Origin of the sequence: Micromonospora cabrerizensis (genome assembly GCF_022230955.1) — a bacterium.
GTDB lineage: Bacteria > Actinomycetota > Actinomycetes > Mycobacteriales > Micromonosporaceae > Micromonospora > Micromonospora cabrerizensis.
Window position 1 is genome coordinate 26,186 of record NZ_JAKKFI010000077.1, and the last position, 16,141, is coordinate 42,326.

Below are 16,141 nucleotides of genomic sequence, written 5' to 3' on the forward strand. Positions count from 1 at the left end.
TTGTGCCAGGCTGTCCGGCGTGGCACACCGACCCCCGATCCTGCTGATCGACGCAGCGAGCCTCTACTTCCGGGCCTACTTCGGCATTCCGGAGTCCGTCGCCAAGGCCGAGGACGGCACCCCCGTCAACGCGGTGCGCGGTTTCCTCGACATGCTCGCCACCCTGATTCGCGTGCGGGGCGCCGACCGGATGGTCTGCGCCCTCGACTACGACTGGCGCCCGGCGTGGCGGGTCGACCTGCTGCCGTCGTACAAGGCGCACCGGGTGGCCCCGCAGGGCGGCGAGATCGTTCCGGACACTCTCTCCCCGCAGGTGCCGATGATCCTGGAGGTGCTGACCGCCGTGGGCATCACCGCGGTCGGCGCGACCGGCTACGAGGCCGACGACGTGCTCGGCACGCTCTCGGTGACCCAGCCCGGCCCGGTCGAGGTGGTCTCCGGCGACCGTGACCTGTTCCAGCTCATCGACGACACCCGGCCGGTCCGGCTGCTCTACGTGGGGCGCGGCGTCGCCAAACTGGACGACTGCGACGACGCCGCGGTGCGGACGCGCTACGGCGTGCCGGCCGACCGGTACGCCGACTTCGCCGCACTGCGCGGCGACCCCAGCGACGGGCTGCCCGGGGTGGCCGGCGTCGGTGACAAGACCGCCGCCCGGCTCATCGAGCGGTACGGCAGCATCGCCGGCATCCTGGCCGCGCTCGACGACTCCGACTCGTCCTTCGCACCGGGCCTGCGCACCAAGCTGGCCGCGGCCCGCGACTACCTGGCCGTCGCGCCGACGGTGGTTCGGGTCGCCCTGGACGTGCCACTGCCGGAGCTGCCCACCGCGCTGCCGACCGCCCCGGTCGACCCGGAGCGGCTGCTCGACCTGGCCGGACGGTGGAACCTCGCCGGCTCCGCCCGCCGCCTGGTGGACGCCCTGGCCGCCCGCTCCGACGCCTGACGACCACCGCCGCTGGCGCCTGACCGACCACCGGGCGACTGCGCGCCTGACCGACCACTGCGCGGTCAGGCGCGCAGTCGTGCCGCGAGGTCGCCGACGGCCCCGATGGCGTACCGCTGCATGGCCGGCCCGAAGGTGATGCGCGTCGCGCCCCACCGCGCCACCTCGGCCACGGACTCGCCGTCCGCGCCGGCGACCATGTTGATCGGGCCGGTGATGCCCTCGCGCAGCACCGGCAGCAGCTCCGGCGGCGCCAGGATCGGGTAGACGCAGTCGGCACCGGCGGCCGTGTAGAGGCGGGCTCGTGCCACCGCGTCGGCCGGGTCACCCGCGCCGGCCAGGAACGTGTCGACGCGCGCGTTGATGACGAGCGCGTCGCCAGCCTCCGCGCGGACCTCGGCCAGCCAGTCCGCGTGGCGCTGCGGGTCCTTCAGCGTGGTGCCACCCTCGGAGTCCTCCAGGTTGCAGCCGACGGCGCCCGTCTCCAGGAGCCGCCCGACCAACTCGCCGGGGGTGAGACCGTACCCACCCTCCACGTCGGCGGACACCGGGACGGAGACGGCCCGGACGATCCGCGCGACCGCGGCGAACATCTCGTCGGGCGGCGTCGCGCCGTCCTCGTAGCCGAGCGAGGCGGCGACCCCGGCGCTGGGGATGGCGAGTGCGGGATAGCCGGCATCGGCGAGGGCCCGCGCGCTGGCCGCGTCCCATGGGCCGGGGAGGACGAGCGGGTCTCCGACCGCACGGCCGTGGTGCAGCGCCCGGAAGGTTTGAGCTGTCATCGTTCACGTCTCCCGACGGGTTGCAGGGCGCAAGGGGGCCGGTCTACTTGACCTTGCGGGTCGAGCGGACCACGATGCCCTCGTACTCCGGGTGCTTGACCAGCCAGTCGGCGAGAAACGGGCAGATCGGCACGACGGTCCGGCGCTTGGCGCGCGCGTCGTCCATCACGGCGCGCGCCAGCGTCGACCCGACGCCCCTGCCCTCGAACGCCGGGTCGACCTCGGTGTGGGTGTAGGCGATGATCGAGCCGGTCAGCTGGTAGGTGACGAACCCGGCGACCACGCCCGCCTCGTCGCGCGCCTCGAAGCGCTCCCGCTCCGGCGCGTCTGTCACGGTGAACTCCACCTGACCATCCAACCACCCGACCCCGTCGCGCTGCCCGGAGGCCGGCAGGAGGGCACCCGCCGCGCATTGTCTTCCCCGGAACGGGAAACGCAGCGCCGCAGCCGGCACGTGGGAGGAGACACGCCACATGACGAACCCAGCGACGGGCGGCGGCTTCGCGGTCGTGGAGATGTTCACCTCCCAGGGCTGTTCCAGTTGCCCTCCCGCGGAGGAGTTGCTGACCGAGATCGAGCGGGACGCCCGGGAACGGGGCCAGCCCGTCTTCGGCCTCGGATTCCACGTCGACTACTGGGACTATCTGGGCTGGGCCGACCAGTTCGCCGACGCGGCCTACACCGCGCGGCAGGAGGCGTACGCGCGGGCCTTCGGCTCCGGACGCCTGTACACGCCGCAGATGATCGTCAACGGCACCGACGAGTTCGTCGGGTCCGATCGTCGACGCGCGGCCGGCGCGATCGACTCCGCCCTGACCACGACCGCCACCACCACGCTCACGTTGTCCGCGTCGGACGTCGGCGGGCCGCGTGTGACGCTGGACTACCGGGTCGACCAGCCACCGGAGGGCGCGGTGCTGAACGTGGCGATCGTGCAACGCGGCCTGGACAGCGAGATCGCCCGGGGGGAGAACGCCGGGCGGACGCTACGGCAGGACAACGTCGTACGGGCCTTCACGTCGGTGGGAGCGGACGCCGAGGGGGGACGGATGGAGCTGGTGGTGCCGCCCGATCTCGATCCGCGCAGTGCCACGGTTGTCGGCTACGTGCAGGAGAGCGGCAACGGGGCCGTCATCGGCGCGACCGCCATCGGCCTGTCCACCGCGTAATCTCGGCACATGCGGACGGTCCGCGGTGTGAGGGGTCCCGGTGGTTGACGCGGATGACGTACGCCGGGTGGCGTTGGCCCTGCCGCACGCGGTGGAGATCGCCAGTGACGGCTTCGACTTCCGGGTGGCTGACAAGGGCTTCGTCTGGTCCTATCCGGAGCGGGTGCCGGGCAGGCCGCGGGTGATCCGACTCGACATCGCGGTGCTGTTCGTCGGGGACGAGGCGGAGAAGCAGGCTCTCCTGCTCGGTGAGCCGGACGTCTTCTTCACCACGCCCGGGTACGAGGGCCTGCCCCTGGTGCTGCTGCGCCTGGCCGAGATCGACCTGGAACGCCTGGACGAGCTGGTGACGGACGCGTGGCGGATGCGCGTGCCGGAGGCGTTGCTGAGCGAGCGCGAGGGCGCCGGCAAATAGCGACATCAGCACGCAACGGGATGGACACATTGACGGGGATCTGGGTGCTCCACTACCGTGGCCGTGAGAGCGCTCTCTCACCTGACCTTCCCCCCAATTCAGACGCATCGCGTCGGAGCCGGCAAGGGCCGCACCCGGCGCGCGATGGAGGCACCATGAAACCTCCCGTCCCCCACCGTCGATGGGCCCTGGCCGCCACCACCGCGCTGGCCCTGGTCGTCGGCGGCCTCACGATCCCCGTCACCCGCGCCGCCGAGGCCGCGCCCGTCGGCGCCGGCAGCTACACCACCACCCCCGTCGGCGCGCTCCCCAGCGGCTGCGGCGCGATGTCCAGCAACCCCCGGCAGTTCGCCACCGCCAACGCACCCGCAGGGCCGATCCCCACCAACGACTGGTGGTCCTCGCTGCTGTGGAAGCGCACCGACTGCTCCTTCAGCGAGCCGCTGCACGCCCACCCGGTCTCGTACGACACCTTCGGCGACGGGCTCGGTTTCTCCGCCAACTCCACCCCCGCCATCAGCGGCACCGCCACCGGTGTCGGGGAGTTCCACTACCCGTACGTGCAGGACATCCGGGTCGGCGTGGCCGGGCTCGGCGCACCCCTGGTCCGGGTCGACGGCTGGACGGACTGGACGGTCAGCCCGCACTGGAGCGACGGGACACGCACGCTGCGGGCCACCATCGGTCACGGCCTTCCCTTCGCGTACTTCCAGGCCACCGGCGGCGACGCGGTGATCAACACGAGCGGCACCGCCGACGTGTGGTCCAACAGCGGCGCCACCATCGGTTTCCGGGTCAACGGCCACGACTACGTCGGGTTCGCGCCCAGCGGTGCGAACTGGACCGTGGCGGGTGGCCGGATCTCGTCCAACCTGAGCGGTCGGGGCTACTTCTCGGTCGCACTCCTGCCGCCGACGTCCAGCGCGACCGAGCGGGCCGCGCTGGCCGCGACCTACGGTCAGTACGCGCACGCCCACGTGACCGGCACCCAGGTGTCGTACGCCTACAACCCGGCGACCAGCGGCCTGACCACCACGTACGCGTTCACCACGACCGCCCGGGAGGGCACCGCCACGCAGACCGTGGTGAGCCTCTACCCGCACCAGTGGAAGTCGCTGAGCGGCTCCACCGCGATCACGCCGACCTACCCGTCGGCGCGCGGCCGGATGAAGGTGCTCACCGGCGTCAACCAGTTCCGCACCGCCATGAAGTTCCAGGGCATCCTGCCGGAGTTGCCGGCCGTCGGCGACGGCAGCGGCGCCGACCTGGCCACGCTCACCGGGCACCTGGCCGCCGCCCGCGCCAACCCGATGGACCAGCGCGGCAACGACACCTACTGGACGGGCAAGGGGCTCGGCCGCGCCGCCCGGATCGCCGAGATGGCCGACCTGGTCAACGACACCGCGACGCGCGACAGCGCCCTGAACGCGATCCGCAGCACGCTCACCGACTGGTTCACCGCGTCCAGCGGCAAGACCAGCAGGGTCTTCTACTACAACAGCACCTGGGGCACCCTGATCGGCTACCCGGCGTCGTACGGGTCCGACCAGGAGCTCAACGACCACCACTTCCACTACGGCTACTACATCGCCGCCGCCGCGACGCTGGCGAAGTTCGACCCGGCCTGGGCGGCCACCAGCCGCTACGGCGGCATGGTCGACCTGCTGATCCGCGACGCCAACAACTACCGCCGCGGCGACACCCAGTTCCCGTACCTGCGCGACTTCGACATCTACGCCGGGCACGACTGGGCGTCCGGGCACGGCTCCTTCGGCTCCGGCAACAACCAGGAGTCCTCGTCGGAGGGGATGAACTTCGCGAGCGCCCTGATCCAGTGGGGGCAGACGACGGGTAACACTGCCATCCGCGACGCGGGTGTCTTCCTCTACACCACGCAGGCAGCGGCGATCCAGGAGTACTGGTTCGACGTCAGCGACCAGAACTTCCCCGCCGCCTTCGGGCACTCGACGGTCGGCATGGTCTGGGGTGACGGTGGCGCGTACGCCACCTGGTTCAGCGGCGAGCCGGAGATGATCCAGGGCATCAACCTGCTGCCGGTCACCGGCGGGCACCTCTACCTGGGCAACAACCCGGCGTACGTGCGGACCAACTACGCCGAGCTCGTCCGCAACAACGGCGGACAACCGACGGTGTGGCAGGACATCCTCTGGCAGTTCCAGGCCCTCGGCGACCCCGACGCGGCGCTGGCGAACCTCCGCGCTAACCCGGGCTACACCCCGGAGGAGGGCGAGAGTCGAGCACACACCTTCCATTGGATCCGCAACCTCGCGGCCCTGGGCAACGTCGACACGACGGTGACCGGCAACCATCCGCTGTCGGCGGTCTTCTCCCGCAACGGGGCCCGCACCTACGTGGCATCGAACCCGACCGCCACGCCGATCACGGTGACCTTCTCCAACGGCACCACGCTCGCCGTGGGCGCCGGCAAGACGGCCACCACCGGGGCGTACACGTGGAGCGGCGGCAACGCGGCCGGCGGCGTTCCACCGACGACGCCGACGGACCCCCCGCCGACCACCGACCCGCCGCCGACCACCGGCGGTCCGACCCGGTACCTGCTGTCCGGGGGCGGGTTGGGCGCCGCCGGTAGCGCGGCCACGGCGACGGTCGCGGCGGCCAACGGAAACCGCGACGGTACGCCCACCAACGCGCAGGTCTTCACGGCGACCGGCCTCAACCTCGCCTACGCCGGCGGGCAGGCCACGTTCGACCTGTTCGTCGACGCCGGAACGGCGGTCGGCAACGGTGTGCAGGTGCGGATCTCCTACGACCTGACCGGCAACGGCAGTTGGGATCGGGTGGAGACGGTGCGCTACTTCGCCACCGACCCGGTCCCCGGCTACGAGCACTACACCCAGAGTGCCGGCCTGTCCTCGTCCACCGGCACGTTGGGCGCGCTGAGCAACGGCACGGTCCGGGTGGAGGTCTGGTCGGCGATCGGCAACAACCCGAGCACCGTGGGCATCGGCAACCAGTCGGTGCTGCGGCTTCCTTACTCCTGACCGACCCGCACGGCGCGACCTGATGGCGGCCGGTGCGGAGGGACCCCGTCGTGGTCCTCCGCACCGGCCGCCGTCATCGTGTGCTCAGGAGGCGGTGCAGGTGGGCGTCAGGCCGGAGGCGCTGCCGTTGCCCTGAAAACCGAACTCGGCGACCTGACCGGCGCCGAGGCGACCGTTGTAGTCCACGTTGGCGAACCGCACCGTGCCGGTCGAGCCGGTGGCCGTCGCGCTCCAGGTGTTGGTGACACTGGCACCACTCGGAAGCGGAACGCTGACATTCCATCCGCTCGTGCCGGCGGAGCCGGCCGTCACCTTCACGGTGGCCACGAATCCACCGGTCCACGAGTTCAGTGACACCGATGCCGAACAACCAACCGTCGGCGGGTCCGTCGGCGGGTCGGTCGGCGGGTCCGTCGGCGGGTCCGTCGGCGGGTCCGTCGGAATGCCCGGGCCGGCGTTGAGGGCGTTCAGGACGCTGGTGTACGCGGCCTTCTTGTTGCCGTTGCAGTCGAACAGCAGAGCGTTGTCCGACCCCCGCCACGAGTCGCAGTCGCGTACGCCCCACGTGGTGATGCCCGTGCAGCGCGACACGTTCATGCAGGCGCGGGTGACGGCGCCGAAGATGCTGGCCTGGCTGCCGCCAGTCATCACGTCCAGCTCGGTGATCTGCACGTCCACGCCAAGGTCGGCGAAACGCTGCAGATTGGCCTGGTAGTCACCGGCCAACGAGGTGCCCAGGTGCGACTGGAACCCCACACAGTCGATCGGCACACCACGCGACTTGAAGTCACGCACCATGTTGTAGATGCCGGTCGACTTCGCGTTGACCCCGTCGGTGTTGTAGTCGTTGTAACACAACTTCGCACCCGGATCCGCCGCCCGCGCGGCCCGGAACGCCGCCTCGATCCAGTCGTTACCCGTGCGCTGCAGGTTCGAGTCACGACGCGCCCCCGACCCACCGTCGGCGAACGCCTCGTTCACCACGTCCCACGAATGGATCTTGCCCCGGTAGTAGGTCGCCACCTTCGTGACATGGTTGATCGCCGCGTTCCGCAACGCGCTACCGGACATGCCCTGCGCCCAACCCGGCTGCTGTGCGTGCCACAACAACGCGTGACCCCGCACACTCATGCCATTGGCCTGCGCATGACTGACCAGACGATCACCACCGGTATACCGGAACTGGCCCTGCTGCGGCTCGGTGGCGTCCCACTTCATCTCGTTCTCGGCCACGACACTGTTGAACTCACGGTTCAGAATCGTCGTGTACGCGCCGGTGGACAGCTTGCCCGTCGCGACAGCGGCACCGAAGTAGCGGCCCTCCTCCGCTGCCGCCGCCTTCAGGGTCGTGCCAGCGGCTGCAGCGGGGTTCAGCGCCACGGTCATACCGGCGGCCAGGGCACCGGTCACCGCGATGGTCACCGCCGCTCGCAGGGCTCGTTTGTGCTTCATGCGACTTCCTTCTCTGTGGTGGTTCAGCGATGGAGGTGCAGCGCCCGGATCTGCTCCGCGAGAGTCGGGGAACGCGGCGTCGGCGATGTCGACACCGATGTCGGTGCCGATCGCGGATTCGTCCCAGAACCGGCGGAGCCGTGACGAGCGAGAGCCCGGTAGCCGTCACGGCACCGTGGGTGGGAGCCCTGACACGACGTCCGGCATGCCCTGGGCGGACGTCGTGTGCGGAGGTGCGACCGGCCAGCTCGCCCGGTGAGCCACAGGAGCGGCCGCCCTCACCCATCGACTGTGAGCGATAACATGTCGTACGTCAAGCGTCGGGTGGTGCCCACGTCGATCCCGCGTCGGCGGGGTGCCGGAGCCGTGCGGGCACGGCCCCGGCTTCGCGCGTCACTGGAACGAGGCGTCGTCGACGAGCAGGCTGTCGGTGCCCGCCGCCGTCTCCACATAGAACGTGGCGTTGGTCAGCGTGCCGCTCCACGAGACGGTCGCCGTGCCGGTGAGCTGGGTCCAGCCGTTGACGGTCACACCCGCCGCCGGCGTCAGCTGAAGGTAGTTCGTCGTGCCGTTGGCGGTCAGCGCGATGGTCGCCTTCGCGGACGGCGTGCCGCTCTGTGCGCGTACCCAGACGCTCGTGGTGTAGCTCTTGCCGTTGGTGAGCTTCGAGGTCACGTCCTGGCTGGGGCCGTTCCACGCCGAGGTGCGCCCGCTGATCGACAGCGATCCGCTGCCGCCGTGCACCACCGAGGTGTTGGTGGAGAGCGTGCCGCTGCCGTTCACGCCCCAACCCGTCGTACCGCTCTCGACGTTGCCGTTGGTCAGGACGTTCCCGCTGCCGCCGGTGCCACCGAACTGCCACCAGTTGAGGTTGAACAGGTTGCCGCTGCCGCCGGCGAAGCGCAGGTACAGGTCCCGCGTGCCGGTCGCGCCGCTCACCGCGCAGGTGGTGGTGGCCCAGGTCTGCCAGCCGCCGGTGCCACCCACGGTGCAGGTGCCGACGACCGGGCCGCTGGCGCTGTCGAGCCGCACCTCGATGCGGCCACCGCTGGTCGCCGAGGCGACCCGGGCGGTGAACGAGGTCGCGCCGCCGCCGAAGGCCACCCCCTTGACCTTGACGTGGTCGCCGTTCTCGATCCAGCCGACGTTCATGCCGCCCTCGCTGGACGGCTCGGTCTCGATGCCGGAACCCCAGGCGATCGTCTCGGCCTCCTGCCGCCCGTACGGGTTCAGCGTGCCCACCTGCGGCGCCCCGGCGGTGCTCATGGTGATCGTCGGGATGGTGCCGTTGGAGTTGTAGCTGAACTTCTCCACCGCCACGGAGCGGGTGTAACCGCTGCCGCCGGGCAACGCCCCGTTGTGGTAGAAGAAGTACGAGCCGCCGTTGAAGTCGATGACACCGGCGTGATTGGTGAAACTGCTGCCCTGCCGGGGCATGATCGTCCCCCGGTACGTCCACGGGCCGGTCGGGCCCGGGGCGGTGGAGTAGGCGATGAACTCCGAGCAGCACTCCGCCGCGAACACGTTGTAGTACAACCCGTTGCGCTTGAAGACCCAGGGCCCCTCCTCGTAGAGGGTGGGCCGACTCGCGTTACCGGTCCGGGTGCCGAAGCCCGCCGTGGTCAACGTGATCCGGGTGGCGCTGCCGGAGTAGGAGATCATGTCGGCGTTCAGCTTCACGTACCACAGGCCCGGGTTTCCCCAGTACAGGTACGCCTGCCCGTCGTCGTCGACGAACACCGCCGGGTCGATCTCGTTGTTGCCGACCAGGGGTCGACCGAGGGCGTCCCGGAACGGCCCGGTCGGGCTGTCCGCCACGCCCACCCCGATGACCATCTGCCCGTTCGAGCGCTGGCGTACCGGCACGTACCAGTAGAACTTCCCGTTGCGGGCGACGACGTGCCCGGCCCACGCGTTGGCGTCCGCCCAGGCGAAGGTCGCCAGGTTCATCGGCGAGCCGTGGTCGGTCCAGTTGACCATGTCGGCGGAGGACCAGACGCGCCACTCCCGCATGGTGAAGTAGGTGGAGCCGTCCTCGTCGTGTCCGGTGTAGAGGTACACCCGGCCGTCGTGCACCAGGGGTGCCGGGTCGGCGGTGTAGATGTGCTGGACGATGGGGTTGTCGGCCCTGGCGGTGCCGGGCACCAGTGCCAGCACGCACACGATGCTCGTCAGCCAGGCGACGGCACGCCTGGCACGGCTCCCGGTGCCGGTTCCGGTGCGATCTTTGAGCTTCACGTTGTCTCCTACCGAATGCGCGGTGCGCGATGTCTGACTCGGCGGAATGCGCCACCCGGCTGCCGTTCGAGCGGGCGTGCGGTGTCGCCAGACCCAGCAGCACAAACGGACATTCTGTTAGCGCTAACAGATGATCGCCGCTACCTCCCTTCACCGCCTTTGACCTGGTTTTTTGACCTGCCACGAGACGCCCCGTGCTGTCTCGCCGTAACGCTGATGTATCAGCGTTGACATCCACGTTTTACGATGCACCGTACTGAGGGGTGCGATGGGCGTCAACGAGACGCCGACCGGCGCCCGCACCGCCGTGGTCCGCCACCCGCCGCTACGGACCATCGGGCCCTAAGCGTCATTTCGCACCAACCTCGACCCTCGCGCTGTCGAGGAGGGCGTGGCCGGGACACCGACAGCCGCGCGCGGCGCGGGCTCGGCAGGACCAGATCGGCCCGCAGACGTCACGGGGGTTGCGGGCATGTTAACGACGAACTATGTTAGCGATCACATTGACGTGGAGCGATTACACCGGGCAACACGTGAAAGTCCGCAGCGGCAACCCACCACACGCGACGGCCGCCGCCGACGCGCCCACCGTTGCGGTCGGCCACCACCAACCCCGTCCCGTTGTCACGAGCCCCTTGGAGGTCCCATGCCACCCCCGCCCCTCAGCCGCCGACACCTGCTCCAGGCCGCCGGAGCCACCGTGGTGCTCTCCGCAACCGGCACCACTGTCGCCGCCGGCAGCGCCGCTGCGGCGGTCGTGCCACCGGTCCGGCCGGACATCGGCGTCTCCGCGTACCCGTTCGACCTCGGCCAGGTGCGGCTGACCAGCGGCCGTTGGATGGACAACCAGACGCGGACGCTCAACTACCTGCGGTTCGTCGACGTCGACCGGCTGCTCTACAACTTCCGCGCCAACCACCGGCTGTCCACCAACGGCGCCGCCACCAACGGCGGCTGGGACGCACCGAACTTCCCGTTCCGCACCCACATGCAGGGGCACTTCCTGACCGCCTGGGCGTACGCGTACGCGGTGCTGGGTGACACCACCTGCCGGGACAAGGCGAACTACATGGTGGCCGAGCTGGCCAAGTGCCAGTCGAACAACGGCGCTGCCGGTTTCGGCGCGGGCTACCTCTCCGGTTTCCCCGAGTCCGACTTCACCGCACTGGAGGCGCGGACGTTGTCCAACGGCAACGTGCCCTACTACTGCATCCACAAGACCCTCGCCGGGCTGCTCGACGTCTGGCGCTACACCGGCAACACGCAGGCCCGTACGGTGCTGCTGTCCCTCGCCGGCTGGGTCGACACCCGCACCGCCCGGCTCAGTTCCAGCCAGATGCAGTCGATGCTGGGCACCGAGTTCGGTGGCATGAACGACGTGCTCACCGACATCTACCAGCAGACCGGGGACTCCCGGTGGCTCACCGCCGCACAGCGGTTCGACCACGCCGCCGTGTTCGACCCCCTGGCCAACAACTCCGACCAGCTCAACGGCAAGCACGCCAACACGCAGGTGCCCAAGTGGATCGGCGCGGCACGGGAGTTCAAGGCCACCGGGACCACCCGGTACCGGAACATCGCCAGCAACGCGTGGAACATCACCGTCGGCGCGCACACGTACGTCATCGGCGGCAACAGTCAGGCGGAGCACTTCCGGCCGCCGAACGCCATCGCCGGGTACCTCAGCAACGACACCTGCGAGCAGTGCAACACGTACAACATGCTCAAACTGACCCGGGAGCTGTGGCTGCTCGACCCGAACCGGGCGGACTACTTCGACTTCTACGAGCGCGCGACGATCAACCACCTGATCGGCGGACAGAACCCGGCGGACAGCCATGGCCACATCACCTACTTCACCCCGCTGAGGCCGGGCGGGCGTCGAGGCGTGGGGCCGGCGTGGGGCGGCGGCACCTGGAGCACGGACTACAACTCGTTCTGGTGCTGCCAGGGCACCGGCCTGGAGATCAACACGAGGTTGATGGACTCCATCTACTTCCACAACGGCACCACGCTGACCGTGAACCTGTTCACGCCGTCGGTGCTGACCTGGTCGCAACGCGGCATCACGGTCACGCAGAGCACCAACTACCCGGTCGGTGACACCAGCACCCTCACCCTGTCCGGGTCGATGAGCGGCTCGTGGAGCATCCGGGTGCGGATCCCGTCCTGGACCAACGGCGCCACGATCGCCGTGAACGGCACGGTGCAGAGTGTCGCCACCACGCCGGGCAGCTACGCCACGGTCACCCGCACCTGGGCCGCCGGCGACACCATCACCGTGCGCCTGCCGATGCAGGTCGTCCTGCGGGCCGCCAACGACAACGCCAACGTCGCCGCGGTCACGTACGGCCCGTCGGTGCTGGCCGGCAACTACGGCAACACCGCCCTCAGCACCCTGCCGGCGCTCACCGCCTCGTCGATCACCCGGACCAGCACCACGGCGCTCGCGTTCACCGCGAGCGCCAACGGGTCCACGGTCAACCTGGCCCCCTTCCAGGACGCCCACGGGTACAACTACACCGTCTACTGGAGCACCAGCGGCGGCGGCAGCACCGGCGGCAGCAGCCGACTGGTCAACGTCGGCACCGGGCTGGTCCTCGGCATCCAGAACATGTCCACCGCCGACGGCGGGCTGGCGGTGCAGTGGAGCGACACCGGCACCGCCGACCACAACTGGGTGATCGTGACCGACGGCAACGCCGTCCGGTTCCGCAACGTCAACAGCGGCAAGGTTCTCGGCGTGGAGAACATGTCCACCGCGGACAACGCCCGGGTCCTGCAGTGGTCGGACAACGGCACCGCCGACCACCGGTGGATCCTCGTGGACAACGGCGACGGCACCTACAAGATCCGCAACGTCAACAGCAACAAACTGCTCGGGATCCTGAACGGGTCGACCGCCTGGGGCGCGCAGGCCGTACAGGACTCGGACAACGGCAGCGCGGACAACCGGTGGCGGCTCGTCCGCAACCCCTGACGTCCGCTGTCCCGACGGGTCACCGGCGCGGCCTCGTGAGGGCCGCGCCGGTGACCCGGGCGTCGCACGCCGAGCGGACCGACGGCAGCGGTCGTACAGTGGATCGGGTCCTGGCCCCAGTGATCGTGGTGGATGTGTCGGCTCACGCCGCCGCGCCGCCCGGAAGGAGCACAGTGAACCGACCCCTCAGGGCCGCCCTCGGCGGCGCCCTGACCGCCGCCCTCCTGACCTCGGTCGCCGTCGCGCCCGCGCAGGCGCACCCCGGAGTCCGGCCACCCACCGTCCTCGCCCTACCCGACGGATTCCAGCCCGAAGGCATCGCCACCGCCGGCCGGTACGCCTACTTCGGCTCCCGCGCGACGGGCGCCATCCAGCGCGTCGACCTGATCACCGGCCGGGGCACGGCGGTCGGCGCGCCGACCGGCACCCCGTCGCTCGGCCTGAAGGTCGACACCCGCGGCCGGCTGTTCGTCGCCGGCGGCACGGCCGGCGACGCCCGCGTGCTCGACACCCGCACCGGCGACGTGCTCGCCAGCTACCAGTTCGCCACCGCCCCGACGTTCGTCAACGACGTGGTCCTGACCCGCCACGCCGCGTACTTCACCGACTCCAACCGCCCGGTGCTCTACCGGCTGCCGCTCGGCCGCGGTGGCGCGCTGCCGCCCGCCGACGGCTTCACCACCATCGCGCTGACCGGCGCGTACGAGCAGGTCGGCACGGGCGTCAACCTCAACGGCATCACCACCACACCCGACGGCCGGGCGTTGATCGTCGTCCAGTCGAACACCGGCACGCTGTTCCGCGTCGACCCGGCGACCGGCGTGAGCACCGTCGTGGACGTGCCCGGCCACACCTTCACCAACGGCGACGGGCTGCTGCTGGTCGGCCGCACCCTCTACGTCGTGCAGAACCGTCTCAACCAGATCGCGGTGGTCACGCTCAACCACGCCGGCACCGCCGGAACGCTCACCACCACCATCACCGATCCGACCTTCGACGTCCCCACGACCGTCGCCAAGGCGCTGGGCCGGCTCTACCTGCCCAACGCCCGCTTCACCACCCCACCGACCCCGACCACGCCGTACACGGTCGTCGCGGTCCGCGCACGCTGACCAACCCGGTGGGGGTACGCGCACCGCGCGTGCCCCCACCGGCAACCGGCACGGGGTGAGATCGCCGGTCGGCCGCGAGTACGATCACGGGCACCCCGGCGACGACTGTCGCCTCCCCCACCCGGAGTGCGCGTGGCCAATCGTCCTCACCGGTTCCCGCGCCGAGCCCTGGCCGTGGGCCTCCTGATCGTCGCCGCCGGGCTGCCGGCCGGGCCGACGGTGACCGGCTCCACGGACACCGGCAGACCCACGATCCTGCGGATGCTCCAGCTGAACCTCTGCAACAGCGGCCGCGCCGGCTGCTACACCGGCCGGTCCATCACCGTCGCCTCCGAGGTGATCAGGGCCGAGGCGCCCGATCTGGTCACCCTGAACGAGATCTGCGAGGACGACGTGAGCGCCCTGCGGAGCGTCTTCGAGACCGTCCACCCGCGTCGCAGCGTCGTGTCCGCGTTCCAGGCCGCCGGCGACCGGCCCAGCGGCGCCGACACCCGGTGCCGCAACGGCCGGCCGTACGGTGTCGGGCTGCTCGCCCACGCCAGGACTCCGGCCACCCCCGACGACGTGTACGGCGGCATCCACCCGACGCAGGACCTCGCCGACCCGGAGGAGCGGGCCTGGCTCTGCGTCGACGTCAACGTCGACGGCGGCCTGCTCGCCTGCACCACGCACCTGGCCAACACCGACTACCGCGTCGCGCTCGCCCAGTGCGGACACCTGCTCGACACGATCCTGCCGACGATCCGCAGGAGCACCGGATCCGGGCCCGCCGTGCTCGGTGGCGACCTCAATCTGCGGGCCGACGCCGACCCCGACGTACGCTCCTGTGCGCCGCCGGGCCACTCCCGGGTCGACGACGGCGCACGACAACACATCGTGGCGACAACCGGCATCACACTCTGTTGCCGCAGGTCGGTGACCATGCGGGAGGCCACCGACCACCCCGGGCTGCTGGCCACCGTCGTCATCGACGGCAGCCGGCCCGGACGCCCGCCGACCTGAACCTCCGGCGACCTGTCCGCCCCGGTCGAGCGTCAGCGGGGCGGCGTGTCCCGACGGGACGGGAACGGGGTACCGGGCTGGCCGAGGGTGGAGCGGGCCCGCAGACCGACCGGGTCCGGGGCGGCAACGGGCGGCGCGGCGGCCGGCTCCGGGAGCCGACGCCCCTCCAGGTACGCCGCGGCGGCCCGGTCGTCGTCGGTCGGCGCGGCCAGCAGGGCGTAGAGCAGACCGACCACCCCGAAGATCACCGCCAGCATGATCGGCACCAGCAAGGTGCTCACCCCGGCACCGGTCACCTCGCCCGCCCGTTCGTGGCGGTGCACCGACAGGGCGCTCATCCCGGTGAAGTGCATCCCGTTCACGGCGACGCCCATGACCAGCGCGGAGGCGAAGATCGCCAGCCCGCGGCGGACGGTCATGGCGAGCCACAGCGCGACGGTGGACGCCACGACGGCGATGATGACGGAGAGCGCGACCCGGACGGTGTCGTACTGGAGACTGCCGTTGAGCCGCATCGCCGCCATGCCCGTGTAGTGCATGGACGCGACACCCACACCGGTGAAGACGCCACCGGCGATCAGTCGCACCGTGTTCAACCGGCCGGTGCCCACGATGGCCAGGCCGATCCCGACCGCCACCACCGCGATGGCCGTACTGGCCGCGGTCAGCGGCACGTCGTAGCGGATCCGGGTGTTCTCGACGGCGAACCCGAGCATGGCCATGAAGTGCATCGCCCAGATGGCGGTGCCGCCCAGTGCCCAGGCCGACAGCAGACCCCACCAGGCCCGCTGGCCGTTCGTCTGCGCCGTGCGGATGCGCCCGGCGCACACGAGACCGAGGATCGAGCCGAGCACGGACAGCGCATAACTCAACGCGGGTGTGATCCACCCGTACTCAAAGTGATTGATCTCCGCCACGGCGGCTTTCTCCCCATTCGTTACCGACGCGTCAACAAGACGCCTCGGCAATGATCAGGGGTGCTGTGATCAGGCGCAACAGTGCCCCCCGGGCTATCCGGGGGG

At 70.5% G+C, this 16,141-nt stretch carries 12 protein-coding genes; 7 read left to right on the plus strand and 5 right to left on the minus strand.

All coding sequences use genetic code 11. The features are described from left to right. The first annotated feature begins 19 nt into the window (after positions 1-19). On the plus strand, positions 20-946 hold the full coding sequence (locus LADH09A_RS19255) for a 5'-3' exonuclease (protein WP_238646853.1): 927 nt from the start codon (positions 20-22) through the stop codon (positions 944-946). A 65-nt stretch (positions 947-1,011) separates the two neighbouring features. Here LADH09A_RS19255 and LADH09A_RS19260 read toward each other — a convergent pair whose 3' ends face one another. Together LADH09A_RS19260 and LADH09A_RS19265 are read right to left on the minus strand one after the other, a co-directional pair. Beyond that, positions 1,012-1,728 carry an isocitrate lyase/PEP mutase family protein gene (locus LADH09A_RS19260; protein WP_238646854.1) on the minus strand — a complete coding sequence of 239 codons (717 nt, stop codon included), beginning with the start codon at positions 1,726-1,728 and terminating at the stop codon, positions 1,012-1,014. 43 nt (positions 1,729-1,771) lie between these two features. Further along, positions 1,772-2,062: a GNAT family N-acetyltransferase gene (locus tag LADH09A_RS19265; protein WP_238646855.1), complete on the minus strand. Its 291-nt coding sequence runs from the start codon at positions 2,060-2,062 to the stop codon at positions 1,772-1,774. A gap of 139 nt (positions 2,063-2,201) precedes the next feature. On the opposite strand from LADH09A_RS19265, the gene LADH09A_RS19270 reads away from it, so the two are divergent. From LADH09A_RS19270 to LADH09A_RS19280, 3 genes are all read left to right on the plus strand, one after another. Further along, complete coding sequence (locus LADH09A_RS19270; RefSeq protein ID WP_238646856.1) at positions 2,202-2,897, plus strand: DUF1223 domain-containing protein; 696 nt, start codon at positions 2,202-2,204, stop codon at positions 2,895-2,897. A gap of 40 nt (positions 2,898-2,937) precedes the next feature. Beyond that, entirely contained in the window at positions 2,938-3,312 is a 375-nt protein-coding gene (locus tag LADH09A_RS19275) for an MmcQ/YjbR family DNA-binding protein (protein WP_238646857.1), read from the plus strand. A 155-nt stretch (positions 3,313-3,467) separates the two neighbouring features. Continuing rightward, positions 3,468-6,335, plus strand: a complete 2,868-nt coding sequence (locus LADH09A_RS19280; RefSeq protein ID WP_238646858.1) for a glycosyl hydrolase — start codon at positions 3,468-3,470, stop codon at positions 6,333-6,335. Between the two features lie 84 nt (positions 6,336-6,419). Here the strand turns inward: LADH09A_RS19280 and LADH09A_RS19285 are convergent, their stop codons facing one another. Continuing rightward, complete coding sequence (locus LADH09A_RS19285) at positions 6,420-7,787, minus strand: endo-1,4-beta-xylanase (RefSeq protein ID WP_238646859.1); 1,368 nt, start codon at positions 7,785-7,787, stop codon at positions 6,420-6,422. 393 nt (positions 7,788-8,180) lie between these two features. Beyond that, complete coding sequence (locus tag LADH09A_RS19290) at positions 8,181-9,932, minus strand: family 43 glycosylhydrolase (RefSeq protein ID WP_372492316.1); 1,752 nt, start codon at positions 9,930-9,932, stop codon at positions 8,181-8,183. Positions 9,933-10,671: 739 nt separating this feature from the next. Between LADH09A_RS19290 and LADH09A_RS19295 the strand changes: the two genes are divergently transcribed. The 3 genes from LADH09A_RS19295 to LADH09A_RS19305 all read left to right on the plus strand — a co-directional run bounded on the left by LADH09A_RS19295 (position 10,672) and on the right by LADH09A_RS19305 (position 15,119). After that, the gene (locus LADH09A_RS19295; protein WP_238646860.1) at positions 10,672-13,005 is read left to right on the plus strand and encodes a beta-L-arabinofuranosidase domain-containing protein; all 2,334 of its coding nucleotides are present in this window, start codon (positions 10,672-10,674) and stop codon (positions 13,003-13,005) included. A gap of 173 nt (positions 13,006-13,178) precedes the next feature. Further along, positions 13,179-14,117 (plus strand): NHL repeat-containing protein, encoded by a 939-nt coding sequence (locus LADH09A_RS19300; protein WP_238646861.1) that lies wholly within the window; start codon positions 13,179-13,181, stop codon positions 14,115-14,117. A 132-nt stretch (positions 14,118-14,249) separates the two neighbouring features. Continuing rightward, positions 14,250-15,119, plus strand: coding sequence for an endonuclease/exonuclease/phosphatase family protein (locus LADH09A_RS19305; RefSeq protein WP_238646862.1), 870 nt, complete (start codon positions 14,250-14,252; stop codon positions 15,117-15,119). A gap of 32 nt (positions 15,120-15,151) precedes the next feature. On the opposite strand, the gene LADH09A_RS19310 is transcribed toward LADH09A_RS19305, so the two are convergent. After that, complete coding sequence (locus tag LADH09A_RS19310; RefSeq protein ID WP_238646863.1) at positions 15,152-16,036, minus strand: MHYT domain-containing protein; 885 nt, start codon at positions 16,034-16,036, stop codon at positions 15,152-15,154. Between the last annotated feature and the right edge of the window lie 105 nt (positions 16,037-16,141).

Bases quoted from the DNA above. Each gene is read 5' to 3' on its own strand.
- LADH09A_RS19270 (WP_238646856.1), top strand. From the start codon at position 2,202: ATGACGAACCCAGCGACGGGCGGCGGCTTCGCGGTCGTGGAGATGTTC.
- LADH09A_RS19280 (WP_238646858.1), top strand. From the start codon at position 3,468: ATGAAACCTCCCGTCCCCCACCGTCGATGGGCCCTGGCCGCCACCACC.
- LADH09A_RS19295 (WP_238646860.1), top strand. From the start codon at position 10,672: ATGCCACCCCCGCCCCTCAGCCGCCGACACCTGCTCCAGGCCGCCGGA.
- LADH09A_RS19260 (WP_238646854.1), bottom strand. From the start codon at position 1,728: ATGACAGCTCAAACCTTCCGGGCGCTGCACCACGGCCGTGCGGTCGGA.
- LADH09A_RS19285 (WP_238646859.1), bottom strand. From the start codon at position 7,787: ATGAAGCACAAACGAGCCCTGCGAGCGGCGGTGACCATCGCGGTGACC.